At 69.8% G+C, this 22,046-nt stretch carries 11 protein-coding genes and 1 pseudogene; 1 reads left to right on the top strand and 11 read right to left on the bottom strand.

The window, feature by feature from the left end; translation table 11 throughout:
* Window position 1 precedes the first annotated feature (1 nt).
* Window positions 2–1,825 carry a rhamnogalacturonan lyase gene (locus Aco03nite_RS15115; RefSeq protein ID WP_203795722.1) on the top strand — a complete coding sequence of 608 codons (1,824 nt, stop codon included), beginning with the start codon at window positions 2–4 and terminating at the stop codon, window positions 1,823–1,825.
* On the opposite strand, the gene Aco03nite_RS15110 is transcribed toward Aco03nite_RS15115, so the two are convergent.
* The 11 genes and pseudogenes from Aco03nite_RS15110 to Aco03nite_RS15065 form a co-directional block, all read right to left on the bottom strand.
* Complete coding sequence (locus Aco03nite_RS15110) at window positions 1,807–2,397, bottom strand: dihydrofolate reductase family protein (RefSeq protein WP_203795721.1); 591 nt, start codon at window positions 2,395–2,397, stop codon at window positions 1,807–1,809. The genes Aco03nite_RS15115 and Aco03nite_RS15110 overlap by 19 nt on opposite strands.
* On the bottom strand, window positions 2,397–2,837 hold the full coding sequence (locus Aco03nite_RS15105) for an SRPBCC family protein (RefSeq protein WP_203795720.1): 441 nt from the start codon (window positions 2,835–2,837) through the stop codon (window positions 2,397–2,399). The genes Aco03nite_RS15110 and Aco03nite_RS15105 overlap by 1 nt, the downstream gene beginning before the upstream one ends.
* Window positions 2,837–3,178, bottom strand: a complete 342-nt coding sequence (locus tag Aco03nite_RS15100; protein WP_203795719.1) for an ArsR/SmtB family transcription factor — start codon at window positions 3,176–3,178, stop codon at window positions 2,837–2,839. Before Aco03nite_RS15100 ends, Aco03nite_RS15105 begins: the two co-directional genes overlap by 1 nt.
* 93 nt (window positions 3,179–3,271) lie before the next feature.
* Window positions 3,272–4,216, bottom strand: coding sequence for a hypothetical protein (locus Aco03nite_RS15095; protein ID WP_203795718.1), 945 nt, complete (start codon window positions 4,214–4,216; stop codon window positions 3,272–3,274).
* Window positions 4,213–6,183, bottom strand: coding sequence for a class I SAM-dependent methyltransferase (locus tag Aco03nite_RS15090; protein ID WP_203795717.1), 1,971 nt, complete (start codon window positions 6,181–6,183; stop codon window positions 4,213–4,215). Before Aco03nite_RS15090 ends, Aco03nite_RS15095 begins: the two co-directional genes overlap by 4 nt.
* Window positions 6,177–7,334, bottom strand: coding sequence for a glycosyltransferase (locus Aco03nite_RS15085; RefSeq protein ID WP_203795716.1), 1,158 nt, complete (start codon window positions 7,332–7,334; stop codon window positions 6,177–6,179). Before Aco03nite_RS15085 ends, Aco03nite_RS15090 begins: the two co-directional genes overlap by 7 nt.
* Complete coding sequence (locus Aco03nite_RS15080) at window positions 7,331–8,116, bottom strand: alpha/beta fold hydrolase (protein ID WP_275415870.1); 786 nt, start codon at window positions 8,114–8,116, stop codon at window positions 7,331–7,333. Before Aco03nite_RS15080 ends, Aco03nite_RS15085 begins: the two co-directional genes overlap by 4 nt.
* Window positions 8,117–8,118: 2 nt before the next feature.
* Window positions 8,119–8,409 carry an acyl carrier protein gene (locus Aco03nite_RS15075; RefSeq protein WP_203795714.1) on the bottom strand — a complete coding sequence of 97 codons (291 nt, stop codon included), beginning with the start codon at window positions 8,407–8,409 and terminating at the stop codon, window positions 8,119–8,121.
* A complete protein-coding gene (locus Aco03nite_RS15070; RefSeq protein WP_239145178.1) occupies window positions 8,406–13,184 on the bottom strand; it encodes an acyltransferase domain-containing protein in 4,779 nt (1,592 codons plus the stop codon). Before Aco03nite_RS15070 ends, Aco03nite_RS15075 begins: the two co-directional genes overlap by 4 nt.
* 12 nt (window positions 13,185–13,196) lie before the next feature.
* A pseudogene (locus Aco03nite_RS54690) lies at window positions 13,197–13,979 on the bottom strand (beta-ketoacyl [acyl carrier protein] synthase domain-containing protein); the annotation flags it as partial.
* 35 nt (window positions 13,980–14,014) lie between these two features.
* Window positions 14,015–21,793, bottom strand: a complete 7,779-nt coding sequence (locus Aco03nite_RS15065) for a type I polyketide synthase (RefSeq protein WP_203795712.1) — start codon at window positions 21,791–21,793, stop codon at window positions 14,015–14,017.
* Window positions 21,794–22,046: the final 253 nt, after the last annotated feature.

The raw sequence follows: 22,046 nt of genomic DNA, 5'->3' as shown, positions 1-22,046 counted from the left end.
CATGAAGCGTTTCAAGACCGCGGTCGCCCTCGTCGCCGCCGTCGTGCTGCTGCCCGCCGCGCCCGCCCTGGCCGGTCACCGCCCGGCGACCATCACGGTCGACGGGCGGCAGACCGAGCGCCTGGACCGCGGGCTGGTGGCCGTCCCCACCCCGGACGGTGTGCTGGTCAGCTGGCGGCTGCTGGCCGACGACCGGCGCCACGCCGCCTTCGACGTGTTCCGTAACGGTCGCAAGATTTTTTCTGAAATGCGCGGAAGATCAAACTTTCTGGACGTACGCGGAAAGCCCGGCGACCGCTACTCGGTGGCTCTCCGGGGCGGGGTTCGCAGTCGGCCGGTGACCGCCTGGGACACCGATCATCTCGACATCCCGCTGCAGAAGCCGGGTGACACCTACCGGGCCAACGACGCGAGCATCGGCGACCTGGACGGCGACGGGCAGTACGAGATCGTCCTGAAGTGGGATCCGGACAACAGCAAGGACAACTCGCAGTCCGGCGTCACCGGCGAGGTGTTCCTGGACGCCTACGAACTGGACGGCACCCGGCTGTGGCGGATCGGGCTGGGCCGCAACATCCGGGCCGGGGCGCACTACACCCAGTTCCTGGTGTACGACTTCGACGGTGACGGCCGTGCCGAGGTGGTGTCCAAGACCGCCGACGGCACCACCGACGGCACCGGCACGGTGATCGGTGACGCGACCGCGGATCACCGCAACACCGCCGGTTACGTGCTGACCGGCCCGGAGTTCCTCACCGTCTTCAATGGGCGCACCGGTGCGGCGACGACCACCATTCCGTACGAGCCGGCTCGTGGCGACGTGTGCGCGTGGGGCGACTGCTACGGCAACCGGGTGGACCGGTTCCTGGCGTCGGTCGCGTACCTGGACGGCAAGCACCCGAGCATCGTGATGGCGCGCGGTTACTACACGCGTACCGTATTGGTGGCCTATGACTTCGCCGGCGGCGCCCTGACGCACCGGTGGACGTTCGACAGCAACGTCGCCGGGAAGCAGTACGAGGGGCAGGGCTACCACAACCTCTCCCCCGCCGACGTGGACGGCGACGGCAGGGACGAGATCGTCTACGGCGCGCTGACCATCGACGACGACGGCTCGGTGCTGCACTCGACAGGTCTCGGGCACGGCGACGCCCTGCACGTCGGTGACCTCGACCCGAACCGTCCCGGCCTGGAAGTCTTCGGTGTGCACGAGAGCAAGTCCGCCGCGTACGGCATGGAGACCCACGACGCCGCCACCGGCACCGTGCTGCACGGGCAGTTCACCGGCATCGACACCGGGCGCGGCGCCTCCGGCGACATCGACCCGGCGTACCCCGGCGAGGAGACGTGGGCCGTCGGCGGCGCGTGGAACAGCCCGACCGGCTGGCTCTACAGCACCGACGGCACCCTGATCTCGACCGACATCCCGGCCGCCAACTTCGTCCTCTACTGGGACGGCGACCTGGGCCGGGAGATCCTGGACCACGACTGGGACGCCGACGCGGGAGTCGGCACCGGGACCATCGGCAAGTGGGATCCGGCCACCCGGACCACCACCCGGCTGCTGACGGCCACCGGCACCTCGTCCAACAACTACACCAAGGGCACGCCGTCGCTGCAGGCCGATCTGCTCGGGGACTGGCGCGAGGAGGTGCTGTGGCGCACCGACGACAGCACCGCGCTACGCCTTTACAGCACACCCTTCCCGAGCCGGTACGGGTTCACCACGCTCGTCCAGGACAAGCTCTACCGACTGGGTGTGGCCTGGCAGAACGTGGCCTACAACCAGCCGCCGCACGTCAGCTACTACCTCGGCAACCGGTAGTTCAGGTGGGTCACCCGCTGTGCTTCCAGGGGGATGTCCACGCCGTCGAACAGGCGGATCCCCTGGCCGAACAGCATCGGTGACAGGGCGATCGAGAACTCGTCGACCAGGCCCGCGTTCAGATACTGCCGGATGGTGTCGGCGCCGCCGGAGATCCGGACATCCCGGTCTCCGGCGGCCTGCCGGGCCTGATCCAGAGCGGACTCGATGCCGTCGTTGACGAAGTGGAACGTGGTGCCGCCCAGGCGCTCCCACGGATCACGTTTCTCCTTCGTCAGCACGAACACCGGGGTGCGGAACGGCGGATTCTCCGGCCAGGCGTGCTCGCCGGCGTCGAACATGCGCTTGCCCATCACGTTCGCGCCGGTGCGCTCGAAGGTGTCCCGTACCAGATCGTTGTCGGGCCCTTCCTCTCCGCCGCCGCCCAGGCCCAGCCGCTCCCGGAAGTAGCGCTGCGGGAAGACCCATTTCTGCAGCTCGACCCACTTCTTCCCCATCAGTTCGTTCGGGTCCTCCGGGGCGATGAAGCCGTCCAGGGACATCGTGACACTGAAGAACACTTTTCCGGGCATCACTTCTCCACGTACGCAGCTAGGTTGTTCAAGGTCTGTCGGCCGCCCTCGATCGCGCCGTATCTCTCCACGGCCTCGTCGCGCAGTTGTTTCGTCGGGAACACCGTGCGCATCTCGATCCAGGTCTTGTCCTTCGCGGCCGTGAACGTCAGCACCGACGTGAACGCGTTCGGGTCGGTGGCCGACTCGCCGTGCAGCAGCGCGATCCGCTCCGGCGGGACGATCTCGGTCCAGGTGATCCACTCGGGGTAGTCGGTGCCGTCCGGGCCGTGCATGGTGAACTCCCAGACCCCGCCCTCGGCGAAGGTGAACGCCCTGGTGGTGGTCGAGAACCCCGCCGGGCCCCACCACTGCGACAGGTGCCGGACCTCGGTGAACGCCTCGAACACCAGCTCCCGCGGCGCGTCGACCACCCGGTCGATCACGATCTCCCGGTCCATCAGTCCTCCGCTCGTGTCTTCTTCAGCTCCCGCACATACGCATCGAGGCGGTCGAAGCTGCCGGCCCAGAACTGTTCGAACCCGCCGACCCACTCGTGGACCTCGCGCAGCCCGCGGGCGTCCAGCCCGTAGAGCCGTTGTTTGCCCTCTTCGCGGGCCTGCACCAGCCCCACCTCGCGGAGCACACGCAGGTGTTTGGAGGCCGACGGCTGACTGATGCCCAGCTCCCGGGCCAGGTCGGTGACCGACCTCTCCCCGGACCGTAACAGCGTCAGGATGTCCCGCCGTTGCGGTTCGGCGATCGCGTTGAACGTGTCCGACGTGGTTGCTGCTCGCGCCATGCCGCAATCATATTCCGATAACGGAATGCGTCAAGCCGCTCTTTCTGATCGGCCGGGTGCCGCCGGGAGGTGATCAGCGATCGGTATCGGACGTCAGCCGGCTCGGCTACCGGCGGTGAGGAACCTCGGGCGGTAGTCGCCGGGCGGGAGGGCGGCCCGGATCGCGGCCCGGATCCGGGGCAGGTCGGCGGCGTGCAGGAGGACGCCGAGGGCCGGGCGGGCCGGGTCGCCGACGAGTGTCGCACCGAGGGCCCCGGCATCGTTCGCGGCTGCCGCGGCTGCGGCCGGCCCGGTGTCCGGTTCGGGCGCCGGCAGCAGCCGCCCGAACCGGAACAGGTCACCACGGCGAAGCGCCTGCGCGGCCTGTTGCACATCGCCGTCCCGGGACTGATTCCCCACCAGCTCCGGGTTGCCCGATTCCACGACGAGCAGGCGCAGGCCCGCCGCGGCCGGATTCCACGGCAGCCGGTCCACGGTCGTGTCGCTGCGGGCGAGCACGGCCCCACCATCGGCGAGGGCGGCCAGGTCGGCGGCTCGGTCGGGGAGGACGACGGGGGAGCCGACGGCGGATGTCGCGGCGTCGGCGGGTAGGGCGTACAGGTCGATGAAAGCCCTGGTGGTTGCCGCCGTCGCAGCCGCGGCCGTCGGGATCGACAGCGCGCCGGGCAGACCGGTGTGCACGACCAGGGTGGCTCCGGTGATGGCGAAACCGGCCGCGCGCAACCGGCTCGCCGCCCGGATCGTCGGCCACGCCCAGGCCGGTGCCGCCGCCGACCACTCGTCCGGTTGCAGGGTCACCCCCTCGGTGGGCCGATTGCGGGACCGCAACTCCAGCACGCCGTCGTCACGGGCGCTGCCGGCCACGATCGCGCCCCAGGGCACGGTCACCGCGAGCGCCGCCCCACGGTTCGCGAGCAGGCCGAGCCCGCCTCGGGTGGAGGCCACCACATCCGGTTGCGAGCCGAACATCCGAAGAAAGGTGTACGGCACCATGCGCAATTCGGCCGGGGCGTCGACCCGGGACATCACGTCGGTCACGGCTTCTCCACAGGCTTCTGGGCCAGGACTCGGTAGCAGTTTCCGCCTTCGGTTCCAGCGATGGCCGCGCCCAGCAACTGGTCCAGGATGTTGCCGACCACCAGGAGCGGGACCGCCGCCACGAACGCTGTCTGGCGGGCCAGCTTCTGCGCTCGTGAACCCGGGGTGGTGGCCCATGGATGATCGGGGTCGGGGAAGAGACTGTTCACCCAGAGCAGTACCGCGCCGGCGAAGTCGCACGGCTGGTGGGCCCGGCCGAGTTCCACGGCTACCGGCTGGAGACCACGCTGGAGCAGGGCCGCGGTCAGATTCCGTACCGGAACCAGGTTGAGGTGTTCGGGCTGGAAATAGGGAACCCAGTAGCCGCGCAGCAGACGGGCCAGGCGGGTCGCCGGGTTCGGGACCTCGATCATCAGGTAGCCGCCGGGCCGCACCACCTGGGCGGCGGCGTCGAGTTCGGCGCGCGGATCCCGGGTGTGCTCCAGGTAGTGATGCATGCTGACGACGTCATAGCTGTCGGCTAATTTCGCCGCGAAGTCCGGAAACAGACCGCGGTAGCCGGTGCTCACCCAGCCCCGGCGTTGCGCGTCGTCGATCGAGTCCGAGATGTCCAGGCCGTCGAAGACGGTGTCCGGGAAGACGCCCTGGGCGTAGGTGCAGAAGTGCCCGTGACCGGTTCCGACATCCAGCCAGTTCACCGGCGTGGTGTGCCGGTTCACCAGATCGGCGCGGCCCACGTAGGACGCCACCGACAGTCCGAAGGCGTGCTCGGTGCTGTCCTCGCCGAGCCGGTCGTACACGTCCCGGTAGTAGAACGCCAGGCCGTCGAGACTGAGCCGGGGATTCTGGAACACGTGTCCACAGCCGTCGCATTCCACAAGCGTGAAGCGGCCGGGTTTGCCCTGCACACGGTCGCGGGTGTGGACACGGGTCGTCAGGTTCCGGCCGGAGCACCACGGGCAGTCGTCGCGGGGCGGTTCGAAGAAGCGGTCGGTGCCTCGGGACAGTTCGGCGGCGTACTCCAGGCGAGCCTGGTCCTGCAGTTCTTGCCGTTCTCGGTCGTGTTGTGACTGCCAGGTGCCTCGGATCGTGCGTAGCCAGCGCCACGGTTCTCTGATCAATCGCAGCCAGGCGCGGTTGAGGTCGGCGGGGTGCAGCGGGGTTCCGGCTAGGAACAGGTACGGCTGCAGGCTGTAGACGGCCAGGGCGGCGAGCCCCCACGTCAACTGGAGGGCCACGGTTGCGGCGAGTAACGCGTACCCGAGGAAGGCTCCGGACAGTGACATGGCGACGATCGCGCCTGATGCGCGGAGCCGGGCCTTTCCGGTGGCGGGATCGGCCGGGACCGACCGCAGACCTGGGGCTACGACGACGTCCATGCTGGTGGAGGCGTATTTCTTGAGGCGGGCGGTGAGCCGGATGATCTCGGCGGGATCGAGGTTGGCGCTTGCGGTCACCTCGGCGCGGGCGGCCAGGTCGGTCGCTACCAGTAACGCGTGCCCGGCACCACGGCCCACCGCGAGGCGGTCGTCGCGATAGCGGGCCGGATCGACGTCGCGGGCCAGGGCGTGACTCCCGGCAACCGGCAGATCGCCCGGCACAAGGTCGACAACTTCAAGACCTCGATGGCGCGCGTACGCCTGGGCAGCCCGCCGCGTCGCCTCGTCAACCACGACGCCCGCCTGCGCGAACAGCTGGAATCCGGCCGGCGCGGTGGTGAGGGCGGGCGCGCCTCCGGTCGTCGTTGTGTTTCCGGTGGTCGGCGTGTTTCCGGTCGTCGTTGTGTTTCCGGTTGTCGTTGTGTTTCCGGTGGTCGTTGTGTTTCCGGTGGTCGGCACATTTTCCGCGGCCGGCTCGTTGTCAGTGGGCTCCGGCAGGACTTGCAACGCGGCCAGCCGGACCCGTGATCGCAACGCGCTGAGCAGCAGGATCAGGATGACCAGGACGGCCGGCAGCACGGTCAGCACAGCTTCTCCAGACGGTCGGCCGCCGCTGGTGCCCCACCCGCGGCGGTGAACGACGACCGCACCCGCAGGGCAGCCGCTCGATGGGCAGAATCGGTCAGAACCGTGTGCAAGGCGGCACGCAACTCATCCACTCCGGACCGGGCGAACCGCACCCGCACCCCGGCCCCGGCGGCGACCACCTGACCGGCGATCACCGGCTGGTCGTCCCGGATCGGCGCCACCACCAGCGGCAGCCCGTGCGCGAGCGCCTCACACACCGTGTTGTGGCCGGCATGGCACACCACCGCGTCCACATGTGGAAGCAATTCCAGTTGCGGCAGATAGGGCCGGACCAGTACATGCGGCGGCGGATCCGGGATCACCCCGTCCGGAGCAGCGACGATCAACTGGATGCCGAGGGGTTCCGCGGCGGCGGCCACCGTGGCGAAGAAGCGCGTGCCGGCGTCCCCGTTCACCGTCCCCAGCGACACCAGGACCCGTCGTTTCTCCTGGTCGAGCTCCGGCCAGGGGAAGTCGATCCGATCCGGCCGGGCGTTGAGGGCCGGCCCGACGAACGCGTAGTGCCCGGGAAACCGATCGGCGGCCCCGATCAGCGCCGCCGAAGTGAACGCCAGCACCAGATGCCCGGAGAACCGCAGGTCAGACTCGGGAACTCCGGCGTCCCGGCACAGTTTCGCCATCCGCTCCCGGATCCAGTCCTCCACTTTCGGCATGGCCGCGTACGGATCGGTGAACTCCCCGGACGTGGTGGCGCTGGTCGCCCAGGTCAGACCGCGCCGCTCGGCGACCAGTGCCCCGGCGATCGCCTGTTGATCGGCGACCAGCACGTCCGGGCGGAACGTATCCACAGCCGTTTCCACACCGGGCCGCGAGGCGTCGGCGAGGGGTACCAGGAACTCCTCCCACAGGAACTTGAGAGCACCCGCCCCGCGCAGTCCCAGCCATCGATCCCGCGACCGGGCCAGCACCGCGTCCAGCGCCGGATCCCCGGCTTCGTACACCTCGGCATCGACCCCCACCAGTGGGCGCAGTGTCTCCGCCCGCCCCGCCCAGGCCACCCGGTGTCCGCGACTGATCAGTTCCCGGGCGACCGCGGCGGCCGGGTTGATGTGCCCGGTCAGCGGCGGCACCACGAACAGGAACCGGCTCATATCGCCACCAGCCAGTCCAGCACCAGCGTGCGGACCAACGGCGTCGCCTCGCGCAGCACCGTGTGCGCCTGGCCGGGGATCACGTGCAGGGTGCAGTCCGGCACGTGCCGGCCCAGTTGGCGGCCGGCGTCGGCCAGGTCCGAATGCTCACCGTAGACGGCCAGCACCGGACAACGGATCGCCTGCAGATCGGGCCCGCGCAGCGCCGGGTTGGCCGCCACGTCGTCGATCAGGGTGGTGCCGTTGAGCAGATGATCGGCCAGTTTGGCGGCCCGCGCCAGCTTCCGGTCACCGATCTTGCTCAGCTGGTCGGCGAGATCGTCGTGGGCCAGACCGAGAGCGGTCACGGTCAGGGTGTTGCTCATGTGCTCGGTCCAGTCCCCCGCACCGTCCCCGACGGTGTGCGCCTCGATCACCACCAGCCCGGCCACCTGCTCCGGCCGGCGCAGCGCGAACCGCAACGCCACCACCCCGCCATAACTGTTGCCGACCAGGTACACAGGTTTGTCCACACCCAGCTCGGCAAGCAGAGCCGCCAGGTCATCCACAGCATCGTCCACCGTGTAGCCGTCGGGTGGCCGCTCCGACCGCCCGTGCCCACGCAGGTCGTACATGATCGTCTCGATACCGAGCGAGGAAACCGGCCCGGCCAGCGTGTAATAGAAACTGGAAAGATTGTCGAGGATCAACCCATGAAGAAAGACAACGACCTTTTCCGGTACGCCGGGAGGGCTGATCCGCTGAACATGGAACCGCACATCCCGGGCCACTACATCGACCATGGTCAGACCGCCACGAGTGTTTCGGCGATGTAGTCGACCAGCCGTCCCACCGTGAGTGACATGATCTCGTCGAGTTCCATACCGGCGATGAAGGCGGCGAAGTCAACCCGGTCGCCGTATTTCTCCCGCAGATATTCACCGAGCGCCACGAATTCAATGCTCTCCAGCGCGAGATCGTCGTCGAACCGGGTGTCCCGGGTGATCTCGACCGCGAGCAGAATGTCGTCACCCATGACCTCGGCGAGGGCCACCCGGACGTCCTCGAGAAGCCGGCTGCTGTCAGGCAAACTCACGCGTTTCCTCCTTGACTCGGCAATTCCGTCCCCGGGCCGTCACCCAGCGCCCCGGCCATCCCGCCCGCCCTCGCAGCCCCAGCCGCCCAGCCCCTGTTCAGCAGTTCACCCATCCCGACTTCCCCCGGCGGCTCAGCCATCCAGGCCCCGTCCGATGCCTCAGCCGTCCAGGCTCCGTCCGGCGGCTCAGCCATCCAGGCTCCGTCCGGCGGCTCAGCCATCCAGGCTCCGTCCGGCGGCTCAGGCGTCCCGGCTCTGCTCGATGCCTCAGCCGTCCCGGCTTTTCTCGGTGGCTCGGTTGTCCAGGCGACGACGTAGCGGCGACCCGATACCTCGATCGCGCGGTGCCGGATCGTCCACCGATGGCCGTCGGCAGTGACGATGCAGCCATCTGCGGTCAGCTCGCCGGCGGCGAAACGGCGAGGATTCCCTTCGAGCCCGGTGCCGGCGGCCTTGGCGGTGGCCTCCTTCGCCGTCCACAGACGAGTCAGGAGTTCGGCACGATCCACAGGGTCGGTTTGTTCGAACAGGCGCTTCTCCGCCTCGGTCAGCGCCACGTCAGCAATAGCCCGCTCAGCAACCGGCTCGACATCGATCCCCACACTTTCCCTCTCGGCAACCGGCTCGACGCCAATATCCACACCCTCCCGCCCGGCGGTCGGCTCGACGCCAACATCCACACCCTCCCGCCCGGCGGTCGGCACAACGCCGACATCCACACCCTCCCGCCCGGCGGTCGGGCGGCTGGCGTGCTCCACCGCTATCGCCACCGCGATCGGGCCGCTGTGGGCGAGGGAGATGTGGAAGAGTTCGCCGGCCGGGCCCCGCGCCCACGGTCTGCCGCCCGGGTCGTTGCCGACCCGGATCTCGCACGGGAACAGCTCCTTCACTCCCCGGCGACGGAACAGTTCGCGGACCGCGTCCTTCGCGGCCACCCGGCCGAGCAGCCATGCACGCTGCGCCATCGGGTTGCGGTCGGCGTACTCGGCTCGTTCAGCGGCCACCAGATAGCGGCGCATCACCAGTTCGCGGGTGGCGGTGTCCGGCCAGCGCTCCCGGACCAGGCACCAGCCGTCCGGCTGCGGCTCACCCGCGCCGACCGTGCCCGGATGCTGCTTCAACTGCCACATCCGGTCGTCGGTGGAGAACCGGTGCGTAACCCAGTCCGTGATCGTCACCCGCACCCGGCCGTCAGCGCCGATCAACTGGGCATCGGCACGCATCCGATCGTCGGTCAGTTCGGTGACCCGCGCGGTGCACTGCAGCCGCTCCCCCGGTTCCGGAGGCGGCCCGAACCAGTGCACCCCGGCGATACCGATCGGAAAAACGACCTGGTCGACGTCGGCACTGACCTGCATCCAGTGCCCGATCAGCTGCCCGGCCGCATCCAACAGCGCACCGGGCGCCGGCAGAGCGGTCAACTCGCCCCGGATCCCATCGGCAGCCAGCACATCCAGCCTGCTGACACCGGCAAACTCGGGTCCGTGGAACATCCAGTTGTCCACATAGAGCCGCACGGCGTCCACAGGTGCCGGCCGCTCTTCCCGCAACGCCCCGTTGTCCACAGGCGGAGGCACTGGATAACCGGAGGCCACCAGAACCGTTCCAGAGGCGTACCCATCAATGGAGACCTTGACCTTGCCCGCCCCAGCCGAAACGGCCCGAACGGTGACTGTCGTAGGCGGATCAACCACCAGCCACCGCCGAACCCGCACCTGCTCAAGTCCGACAACGATCAGCCCGGGCGAGATCTCGCGCGCGGCCTCCCCCATCAACTCCAGCAGCCCGGTCAGAGGCACCACCGGAAACCGATCCGAAGGTTCCGCCCACCCCGCCGCCTGCGGAATCAAACTGTGGTCGGTCAACCAGGGCATGCCCCCCAAAGAGCATTCGACAGTACGGACACCGCCCACTCCAGCCGGCGAAACCTGGCGTGTCGGTTCCAGCGGCGATCGCGCCGGAATCTGCCCTGCCTGCACCGGAATTTGCCCTGCCTTCGCCGGGATTTGCGACGAGCTTGGCGGGACTTGCGCGGGGTTTGCGATCGAGGCGGCGAACCACGCCTCGGCGACCTCCCGGGCCGCTGCGGATGTCTCGGCCAACGTCGCGGCCAGAGCAGCAAGAATCGGACTGTCGGTAGCCGGAAACGGGACACCGGCCGCCTGCAGCGGAACCCCGGAAGCAGGTAACGCAGCACCAATGGTCGGCAATGCAGCACCCGCGGTCAGCAGCGGGCCATCCGCGACCGGCGGAAGGCCAGCGGCGGTCGACAGCGAGGCGCCGTCGGTCGGCAGCAGGGCAGCGGCGGCCGACAGCGGGAGACCGTCGGTCGGCAGAAGGCCAGCGGCAATCGGCAGCGGGACACCGTCGGTCGGCAGAAGGCCAGCGGCAATCGGCAGCGGGACACCGTTGGCAGCGGGGACGGCCGGGATCAGTGGTGGGATCGTTCCGGCCAGTTGGACCTGTGGCGCGCCGAGAGCCAAACGGACCGGAGTGCCGCCCTTCAACCCTGACCCTTCTTTGGCCTTTGCCCGAGCCCGCTCCGTGTTCGGCTCGTTGGGCTGCTCCCTGACCTCGGTCAAATGCCTTTCTGCAGGTGGTTCCGCGGGGGGAGCCGGGACTTGGGTCGAGGCGGCTGTCGATCTGGCCGGCGTGGGCAGGCGGCTCCAGTCGGGGGTTCGGCCCTCTGTCCACAGTGCGGCTGCCACTCGGCGTAGCTGGGCTGTACCTCCCCGGGACGGTGTGTGGGCCGCGATGGTCAGGTGGTCTTGGCGGCCCAAGGTGTCGGCTACGAAACCGGTCAGGCTGCCGGGGCCTACCTGCACGAAACCGCGCACTCCCCGGTCATGAAGACGCTCAAGCAGCTGGCGGAAACGGACGGGTTCCAGCAAATGGCGGACCAGGAGTTGCCGGACATCGGCGGGTTCTTGCGGGTAGGGCGCAAGTGTTGTCGCTGACCACACCGGCGTGTGCGGGGGATCCAGCGGGAGCATGTCGAATGAGGCCCGTACGGCCGCAAGAAATGGGGTTGCCATGGGGGTGTGGAAACCGGACCGGAAAGCCAGCACCTCGCCGGGGACGCCCTCGGCCCGCAGCCGTTCGAGGGCCGCCGTGATCGCCGCCGGCGGGCCGCACAGCACCGACTGGTGTGGGCAGTTGTCGTGCGAGATGACCACCCCGGGAGCCGCGGCGATGCTCAAGGCCCGGTCCGCGCCGCAGCCCACGGCGGCGTAGTCGACCTCGGGCACCGGTACCGTCCCGGGCCGCAGCGATGCCACAAAACTGTCCACGTCGGCGGCCCGGTAGCTGCCGGCAGCAACCATCGCGGTCCATTCGCCCAGGCTGTGGCCCGATACCAGGTCCGGTACCACGCCCAGCTCGCTCAGCGCCTCGGCCAGGAACCGGCCGACCGCTACCACGTCGGCGCCACGGGAATGCAGCTCGGTACCGCCGGTCAGACGTGGTCCCGCCAGACCGAGATGGGCGGCCACCTCGTCCAGGCGGGGCGCGAACTCGGGCTCGAAACCGGGGAACAGAAATGCCAGAGTGCCGTCCCCGGTGAGCAGCGGCTCGGTGGTGAACCAGATGTCCTCGCGGCCCCGCCACGGCCGGCCCCGCTCGATCACTTTCCGGGCCAGAGCAAGCCGTCGTGGGGTCGGCGCCACGATCGCCAGCCGACAGGATCCTGGCTCGGTATCGGCGCTGAAATCACCACGCAAGAAGTCGCCGGCGGCGGACCGGGCCAGCAACTCCTCGTCGGAAATCGCGAGCCGATCGGTGAGGGCTTCGCGACTGTCCGCTGCAAGCAGCAGCAACGGTTCCACGAAGTCACCACCCGCCCCGGTCACGGAGACGGCGGTCGGCACGGGTTGGGTGAAAAGCACGGCAGCCGACGCCGGGTGAGTCGAGGGCACGGCGAGCGACACGGGATGAGTGGAGGACACCGCGGCCGGCGCGGGGCGAGCCGAGGGCACGGCAGCTGGCGCGGGGGTAATCAGCGCGGCGGGCGGTGGTGGGATTCGAAAGGGGTCCGCGGGTGCTGAACCCCTGGCAGGAAGGGCGGCGCCGGTCTCGGCGGGAAGGACAGCGGCGGCGGGAGCAGCGAGAACCCGCCCCTGAGTAGCAGAGGCCGAAGACGGCGCCGGATGTCCCGAACTGATCACCGGGGCGCCCGCCGCAAAAGTCGGGGTGCCGCCGGGGCCGGATCCCGGGTGCTCGAGGACTACGTGGGCGTTGATGCCGCCGAAACCGAAAGCGTTCACGCCAGCCCGGCGCGGGGAGTCCGCCGGCCACGGGGTAGCCCGGTGGATCGGCAGGCAACGGGTGCTCGCCAGGGCCGGATGCGGCTCGTCCACATGCAGGGTCGGCGGGAGGATGCCGTTGTGGACAGCCAGCGCCGCCTTGATCAGGCCGGCCATCCCGGCGGCCGGCATCGCGTGACCGATCATCGACTTGACCGTGCCCAGGCCGATCGTGGGGCCGCCGGTGCCGAAAGCCCGGGCCAGGGTGGTCAGCTCCGCGGTGTCGCCCACCGGGGTGGCGGTGCCGTGCGCCTCGATCAGGCCCACCGAATCGGGAGCCGCCGGGTCCAGGCCGGCGGCTTCCCACGCCCGCCGTACCGCCAGAACCTGACCGTCGGCACTGGGGCTGACCAGGCTGGCAGCCCGCCCGTCACTGGCCACCCCGACGCCCCGGACCAGCGCATACACCCGGTCACCGGCCCGGAGCGCGTCGGCGTGGCGTTTGAGGACGAGCACGCCGGTGCCCTCGGCCATCAGGGTGCCGTCGGCGCGCCTGTCGAACGGGCGGATCCGTTCGCTCGGGCTCAGCGCCCGGAGCTGGGTGAACACGCTCCACAGGGTGGGGTCGTGGCAGACGTGCACCGCCCCGGCGAGGACCGCGTCGCAGCGTCCGGTGGTCAGTTCGCGGACCGCCGCGTCGACGGCCAGCAGACCGGACGCACAGGCGGCATCAACTGTGTACGACGGTCCGCGCAGGTCGAACCGGTTGGCCAGCCGGGCGGCCGCGAAATTCGGCACCAGTCCGATGGCCGCGTCCGGGCTCTCCGGCCCGAGGGCGGCCAGGAACTGTTTCCGGACATCGGCGAGCTGGCCTGTGGACAGACCGGGCACGAGTTCGCGGAGTGTGGACAACAGTTGGGTGACGGTGCGTACCCGCTGGTCGAGCCGAGCCATGCCGGGCGTCAGGTAACCGCCCCGGCCGATGATCACCCCGATCCGGGACCGGTCCGGCAGAGCGCCGGCGCCGCCCGCGTCCTCGATGGCCTCGGCGGCGGCCCGCAGGGCGAGCAGCTGGTCAGGGTCGGTGACGGCGACCGCGGCGGGCATGATCCCGAACCGGGTCGGGTCGAACGTCGCGACGTCGTCGACGAACCCGCCCCGCCGGCAGTAGAACCGGTCGGCCACCGGCGGCCGGTGGTAGGCCCCCGGATCGTAGAAGGTGGCCGGATCCCACCGCGACACCGGAACGTCGGCGGTGGCGTCCACACCCGTGACGATGTTGCGCCAGAACGTGCCGATATCCCCAGCCCCCGGGAAGACCGCGCCCATCCCGACGATCGCCACCGCCTCCGGGACCGGCGCGCTCATCGGAACCCGTCGAAGTTGTCCACAGGCCCGGCCAGGAATCCGACTTGACACTGGTCCGGGCGGCCCCACGCCAGTTCGGCCAGCAGCGCGGCCACACCGTGTGCCGGGTCGATCAGGTCGACGCCGCGGCGGGTGTACTCGCGGGCCAGTTCGGGGGTGACCATGCCCCCGGCCTCCGGCGCCCACGGCCCCCAGTCGACCGAGAGGACCCGTTCGGCGACCCGGCCGTGCCAGCTCCGGGCCAGGGTGTCGAGGGCATCGTTGGCGGCGGAATAGTCGCACTGCCCCCGATTGCCGAAAACACCGGAGACACTGCCGAACAAGATCAGTTGCCTGAGGTACGGGGGTGCCGCCGCAGCGATGGCCCGCGCCCCGTCCACTTTGGTGCCGAACACCCGGTCGAACGATTCCGGGGTCTTCTCGGCCAGCAGTTTGTCCTCACACAGGCCGGCCCCGTGCACAATCGTGTCGAGTCGCCCGTGCCGCCTGTGGACATCGGTCATCAACAGGGCCACCGCCTGTGGATCCCGGACATCCACAGGTGTGTACCGCACCGACGCCGCCCGCCCGGCCAGCCGCTGCAGGGTCAGCCGAATCTCCCGCTCGGCGGCGAGACGACGCGCGGCTGCCCCGATCTCGGCAGGATTCCGCAAGCCACGTGCAACGAGCAGACGTCGCAGCGCCGGTTCACTGTCAGCGGCCATCACTTCCGGGTCAAGATCTTCCACACCCAGCGGCGTACGCCCGACAAGCTCCAAGTGGCACCCGGCCACTCCAGCGAGAACGCCGGCAACCGAGGCGGTGATCCCGCGCGCGCCCCCGGTCAACAGCACGACGGACTCACGGCCGATCCCCGCATCCCGGCACGCGGCCCCGACGTCGACCGCCCCGCCCAGAGATCCACCGCTGACGCGCAGGGTGGTGCGGGTTCCGTTCGTGTAGCCGACGACCACAGGCCCACCCGAACCGGCGGCGGGCCCAGCCCCGATGATGCCGGTCCTGGTCGCGGACATGGAGGCGGGCCCGCTCACAGAGGTAACGGCGTGGCCGCTCGCGGATATTGCAATGAGGCCGGTCCCGGCTGTGGCGGCGGGCCCGCTCGCGGATGGAGCAGTGGGGCCGCTGACGGATGAGGCAGTAAGGCTGGTCCCGGCTGTGGCGGAAGGTCCGCTCGCAGAGGTGGTGGTGGGGCCACTGACGGATGGGGCAGTGGGATCGATCGCGGGGGTGATGGGGCCACTGACGGATGGGGCGGTGGGATCGGCCGCGGGGGTGGTGATGGCGGCGAGTTCGTCGAGCAGGTGTCCGGCGATCTTTCGAGGTGCTTCCTTGAGGTCCACGTCGACCGCTCGGACCAGGACGTCTGGGTACTCCCGTGCAATCGTGCGAACCAGCCCTCGAATCCCGGCACCCGAGGTGGGATCAGTGGCCGGATCCCCGGACCACCCATGCCCGAACGTGCCCGCCGACCCGGTAACAACGATCACCCGGCGCACCCCACCGATCAGAGCCCGCCGAAGAACCCCGAACACCTCCGGAACACCCGGTGCAGGTTCCGGCCCGATTCCAGCCAGATAGACGAGCCCATCCAAGCCGGTCGCCGAACCACCCGAGTCAAGGGTTGACGCCATCATGCCGTGCGCCGAAGCGGAATTGTCCTGAACCGACACAGGAATGCTGTGTTCTTCCAGCATGTCGGCGAGTTCCAGTCCGATCCCCCGCCCATCGGCGACGATGGCAACGCCACTGCCGACGGACACATCAGGCCCGGCCGGTTCCAGATGCGCAATCTCCTGAACCTGCACAACATATCGCTGCAAGCTCTGAGGCAATTCAACGAAAGGAAAAGGCGTCACCGTGAGAGCGGCCGCCGGAGCGGAGGCAAAGACCAGATCAGGAGGAGGAGCAGGAACAGGAACAGAAACGGAAGCAGAAGCAGAAGCAGGAGCAGCGACGACAGTGGCAGCAACCGGAGAAACGGGGCCAGGATCGGTCCGGGACTGGATCCAGTCGGCGATGCCTCGGATTGTCTTGATCCGGGCCAGTTCTTCCACTACCGACTCGTCGATCTGACCGCCTGCGCCGCCGAAACCAAGACGATCCGCCAACTCGCCGATCAATTCAGTCCGCTTGATCGAATCGACGGAGAGATCTGCTTCCAGATCCAAGGCCGGATCCAACATCTCCGACGGGTATCCGGTTCGCTCGCTCACCGTCCCCACCACCAGGGACAGCACATCCACCGTGGGCTCGGGTTCGACAGCGGGCGAACCCGTGGACAACGAGAACGGCGAATCTGTGGATAAGGCTGCGGGTGAAGTGGGCGGCAAGGTCGGTGCAGAGATTGCGGCGGAACGCTTTTCGATCCAGTCGGCGATGCCTCGGATCGTCTTGATCCGGGTCAGTTCTTCCACTACCGACTCGTCGATCTGACCGCCTGCGCCGCCGAAACCGAGGCGGTCTGCCAGCTCGCCGATCAGCTCGGTCCGCTTGATCGAATCGACGGAGAGGTCTGCTTCCAGATCCAAGGCCGGGTCAAGCATCTCCGGCGGATATCCGGTTCGCTCGCTCACCGTTGCCACCACCAGCGCAAGGACATCGACGGAGGTTGGCGCCGGTGAAGGGGTGACGCTGGTCTGCGAGTCGCCCTCGGAGACAGGAAGGTCAGCGGGAACGGGGAGAGCGGCGGGAACGGGTAGGTCTGCGGGAATGGGCAGGTCGGCGGGGACTGGATGCACTGGGGTAGCGAAATTGGAGGGCAACGGCACGGACGTTCCGAGGTATCCGAGCATCACCTCTCTCTGGGTGGCGACCAACTCCCGGGTGCCGCGCAAGAACTCCATCACGGCTGCGTCCCGCTCGGATGCGGAAGACGGGATGAGGGACGGGACGGATGAAGACGGCGGAGCAGAGGGCAGCCCGGAGGTGGACGGCGCGGTGAAAGGAGAGGACGAGATGGTGGAAGAGGGAGAGGCAGAAAAGGAGGGAGAGGTGGGCGCGGCAGGCGTGGCGAAGGAGCGAGAGCCAGGCGCGGCAGGCGTGGTGGAGGAGGTTGAGGTGGGCGCGGCGGGGTGGGGAGAGGGGATGGGCTCGGTTGTGGCCAGGACCTGGGCGGGGCGTAGGCCTCCGGGTAGGGGGTTGCCGTCGGTGGTTCGGACCATGTGGCCGTCTACTGTCCAGCCGGGGCGGGGTGGGATCTTGGTGGTGGTCACCACCTTGGTGTCTCTGCCTGTGAACAAGTTTTCCGGGTCTACCGGGACGCCGGTTACCGCTAGTTCCGCCAGTACCTTCAGCAACCTGGGTAGACCCGGGTCGCCGGGGCGGTCCATGGCTACTGCCTTGTGGTTTCGGTCGCCCAGGGTTGCGGTTACCAGGCGGGTCAGGACGTCGCCCGGGCCTACCTCTACGAACGTTCTCGTTCCTGACTCGTACATCGCCTCTATCTGGTCCTTGAAACGGACCGGGTCGGCTATCTGGCGGGCCAGTAGGGAACGGATTCTGGTGGGCTGCGTGGGGTACGGCGTGGCCTCCGCGTTGCTCCACACCTCTGTGTCCGGGGTGGTCACTGTGCGTTCGGCCAAGGTTGCCAGGAACGTCACGGCTCCAGCCGCCACCACGGGGCTGTGGAAAGCGCATGCCACCGGCAACTGTTTGGCGCTCAGCCGCTTTTCCCGCAAGGCTTTCACAGCGGCTTCGATGGCTTCGGTCGGGCCGGAGATCACGGTCTGTTCGGGGGCGTTGTGGTTGGCCGGCACCACGTCGGGATGGGCGGCCAGGACCTTGCGCACCGTTTCGGCGGAGGCGGACACCGCGGCCATGGCGCCGGGATCGTCGGTGGTTGCGCCCAGGATCGCCTCGGCTCGGGCCCGGCTCAGGTCCACCAGGTCTGCCGGGTCGAGGGCTCCGGCTGCGGTCAGGGCCACCACCTCGCCGTAGCTGTGGCCGGCCAGCTGGTCCGGGCGTACGCCAAGGCTGGTCAGCAGTTGAAATGCGGCGAGATCCGCAATGCCGAGAGCGGGCTGGGCGACCCGGGTGTCGGCCAGGGCGGTTCGCTGGGCCTTGTCGCCGGCCTGGTCGAAAGCGGCGGGCGGGAACATCACGTCGGCATACCGGGCGGCCGGTCCGGTGATCGTGGCCCGTAGGGCGGGGAACGCCACAAAGAGGTCAGCGAGCATTCCGGGCCGCTGGCTGCCTTGGCCCGGAAAGAGAAAAGCGATCCTGCCCGGATCCCCGGCGGAGGATGGCACGGGCACGGCAGAGGGCGACGCGGGCGCAGCAAAAGGCGACGCGGGCACGGCGGCGGAGGACGGCATGGGCGGGGTGGCGGAGGACGGTGTGGGTGGGGCGGCGGCGTATACGCCCAGGTGGGGGGCGTGGGTGAAGGTTCGGGCCGACGGTAGGGCGGCGGCCAGCGTGTCCAGGTCGGTGGCGACGATGGCCGTCTGGACCGGGAGGGTGGGGTCCACACCGGCGGATACCGTCCAGGCCAGGTCGCGGAGGCGCCATGGGCGGCCCGCCCGGTCGTTGGCGGTGATCAGGTCGGTCAGGCGGTCCAGGTGGCGGGTCGCCGCCCCCCGGTCGGCGCCGCGGAACAGGAACAGTTCGGCGGGCCACTCGTCCAGGCCGTGCGACGGTTCGTCGTAACCGGTCAGGACGGCGTGAAAGTTGGTGCCGCCGAACCCGAAGGCGCTCACCCCGGCGATGCGTTCGGCCGGCGGGCGGAACCACGGGCGGGCCGTGCGGTCGAAGGTGAACGGGCTCTTCTCGCCGTCCCAGTACGGGTTCGGCTTCTCCACGTGCAGGGTCGGCGGATGGACCCCGGTGTGCACGGCCAGCGCCGTCTTGATCAGGCCCGCCAGTCCGGCGGCGCACTTCGTGTGCCCCACCTGGGACTTCACCGACCCCAGGGCGGTGCTGCCGACACCGGCGCCGGCTTCGGTGAAGGCCTCGGTCAGAACCGCCAGTTCGGTGCGGTCGCCGACCACGGTTCCGGTGCCGTGCGCCTCGACCATGCCGACGTCGGCCATCGACACCCCGGCCGCGGTGTACGCCCGCTGCACCGCCAGCCGCTGGCCCTCGGGGCGGGGTGCGGTCAGGCCCAGGGACCTGCCGTCGCTGGAACCGGCCACCGACTTGATCACCGCGTACACCCGGTCGCCGTCGCGTTCGGCGTCGGCCAGGCGTTTCAGGGTCACGCAGGCCACCCCTTCACCCAGGGCGATGCCGTCGGCCCCGGCGCCGAAGGTGGCGCACCGGCCGGACGGGGACAACGCCCGGACCGAGGCGAACATCAGGTAGTCGTAGATGCCGTTGTGCAGGTCGGCGGCCCCGCACAGGACCAGGTCGCTGGTGCCGGTGGTGAGTTCCTTGCAGGCCAGGTCGAGGGCGGCCAGCGAGGCGGCGCAGGCCGCGTCGACGGTGTAGTTGACGCCGCCCAGGTCGAGACGGTTGGCGATCCGGCCGGAGATCACGTTGGACAGCACGCCGGGGAACGAGTCCTCGGTTACCCGGGGCAGGTGCTCGTCCAACGCGGGCGGGAGATCGCCGAGGTAGCCGGGGAGCAGGGCCCGGAAGCCGTACGCGGTGGCCAGGTCGTGCCCGGCCTCGGCGCCGAAGATGACCGAGGCACGGTCGCGGGCGAACGGGCGGTCGGCGTACCCGGCGTCGGCGAGCGCCCGCGCGGCCACTTCCAGGGCGAGCAGCTGGACGGGTTCGATGCTGGCCAGGGAGGTGGGCGGGATCCCGTACGCCAAGGGGTCGAAGTTGACCCGGGGTAGGAATCCGCCCCATTTGGACGGGGTGGCGTCCCGTCGCGGCCGGCGGTACGCGCCGGGGTCGAAGTAGCGGCCGACGTCCCAGCGCCCGGCCGGGATCTCGCTGATCGCGTCCACGCCGGTCACCGTGTTGTGCCAGTAGCGGGTGACGTCACCGGCCTGCGGCAGCACACACGCCATGCCGACGATCGCGATGTCGAGTGGTTCGGGTTCGCGGACCACCGCCGGAGCCGGGGCGAGCGCTCTGGCCCGGCGTACCAGAAGATCGGTGGCTCCTGAAGTGACCTGGCGGTGCAGTTCGCGGATCGTGGTGGTGGTGGAGCGCAGGGTGGCGACGTCGCCGATCATGTACATGCCGTCGCGGTGCTGGATGTCGTCGCCGACCTCGTGCAGGGCGCCGTCCTGGTGGCGCAGGCCCTTGCTGGCGACCCGCAGCCGGCCGAGGTTGAGGCGCTCCAGCTCGGCCCAGGCCTCCTGGACTCCCGTCCCGGTCTCGGCGAGGCGTTGCCGGGCCAGGGCGAAGGTCTGCACATAGCCGGTACGGGCACAGCGGGTGGCGTGGCCGGGTGAGGTCTCCAGCAGCACCGTCTCGGCGGTCTCCACCGCCACCTGCTGGAATCGCGGCACGATCGCCCCGGCGCTGACCGCCTCCGCGGTGAACAGGTACGCGGTGCCCATCAGCACGCCGACGGTCGCGCCCCGGGCGGCGAGCGGTGCGGCGAGCGCGGCGACCATGGCGGCCGATCGTTCGTCGTGGATGCCGCCGGCGAACAGCACCCGCACGTCGCCGAGATCCTCGTCGAAGGCGAGCAGCCGGTCGATCTGGCTCTGCCAGAGCGGGAAGCTGGCGCGCGGCCCGACGTGGCCGCCGCATTCGGAGCCCTCGAAGACGAACCGGCGGGCGCCCTGGGCGAGGAACCGGTCCAGCAGGCCGGGTGACGGCACGTGCAGGAACGTGATGATGCCGGCGGCGTCCAGCGGGGCGGCCTGGTCGGGGCGGCCACCGGCGATGATCGCGTACGGCGGGCGGGTCGCCAGGACCGCGGCGAGCTGGGCGGATCGCACCTCGGGCGGGGAGAAGCCGAGCAGCCCGACACCCCACGGCCGGTCGCCGAGCGTGTCCGCGGCCGATTCCAGCAGGCGCGCGGTCCGGTCGCCGTCCATCAGCGCCAGGGCCAGGAACGGCAGCCCGTCCTCGGCGGCGACCGCGGCGGCGAAGGCGGCCTGGTCGCTGACCCGGGTCATCGGCCCCTGCACGATCAGGTTCAACTCGGCCGGGGCGGCGACTCCGGCGAGGGCTGCCTCGCGGACGGCCCGGACCACGGCGGCCGCGGACCGGTGGCGGTCGGCGAGCGGGCGGGCGAAGGCGGCTTCGGCTCCGAGCGGCGGCATCGGGTGGGTGTGCGCGGGGTGATGGTAGACGCGTCGCCCGTCGGTGACCGTGGTCTCGGAGCCGTCCATGGCGCGGATCGCGGACGCCGCCCGGTAGGGCAGGTTCAGCTCGCTGACCAGCGCGAACTGGCCGTCCAGGACCACTCCGGCGGCGCCACCGGCGACGGCTGCCGCGGCGGTGTGCGGGCCGATGCCACCGGCCGCCCAGACCGGGGTGTCCGGCAGCTCGGCCAGCAGGGTCTGCAGCAGCACGAACGCGGTGAGCGGGCCGACCCGGCCGCCGGCTTCGTTGCCGCGGGCCAGCAGTCCGGCGGCTCCGGCGGCGACCGCGTCGCGGGCCTCGGCGAGGGACACCACCTGGACCAGGACCGGCAGATCGGTGTCGGGCAGGCCGTCGGGGGCGTCGACGATGACGGCGCGGACGGCGTTCGGCAGGTCGGCGGGGAGGGGCGCGGCGACCCGGATCGCGAAGCCGTCCGGGACCAGGCGGGCGGTGTCGTCGAGCGCTTTCCGGCCGGTGCCGGGGTCGAGGACGCCGAGCCCGCCACCCCGGGCGACGGCCGCGACCAGCCGTGGGTTGGGCTCGCCGGTGGGACACAGGCCAATCACGAGATTGCGGGGTACGGATGCCATCGTCGGCCCTTTCCGTCACGCAGAGGTGAACTGCCTTTTCGCTTATTTGTCCCGCTTCAGGCGTTTCCAAAGCTAGCAGCCATCGAGCTACGTAGATACATACCGCTGTGACGAGCAAACGCCATTACATCGATAGATGTCAATAAGAATCTAGAATCACGCCAGGTTACGGCCCTGTTAACGTCGAGACATCGGGCGTACGTCATCAACTCGCGTCAATGGAAACGCC

The organism is Actinoplanes couchii, from assembly GCF_016862075.1.
Lineage (GTDB): Bacteria > Actinomycetota > Actinomycetes > Mycobacteriales > Micromonosporaceae > Actinoplanes > Actinoplanes couchii.
Note: the sequence above shows the minus strand (reverse complement) of the source record. Positions and strands in the feature narration are given on the sequence as shown.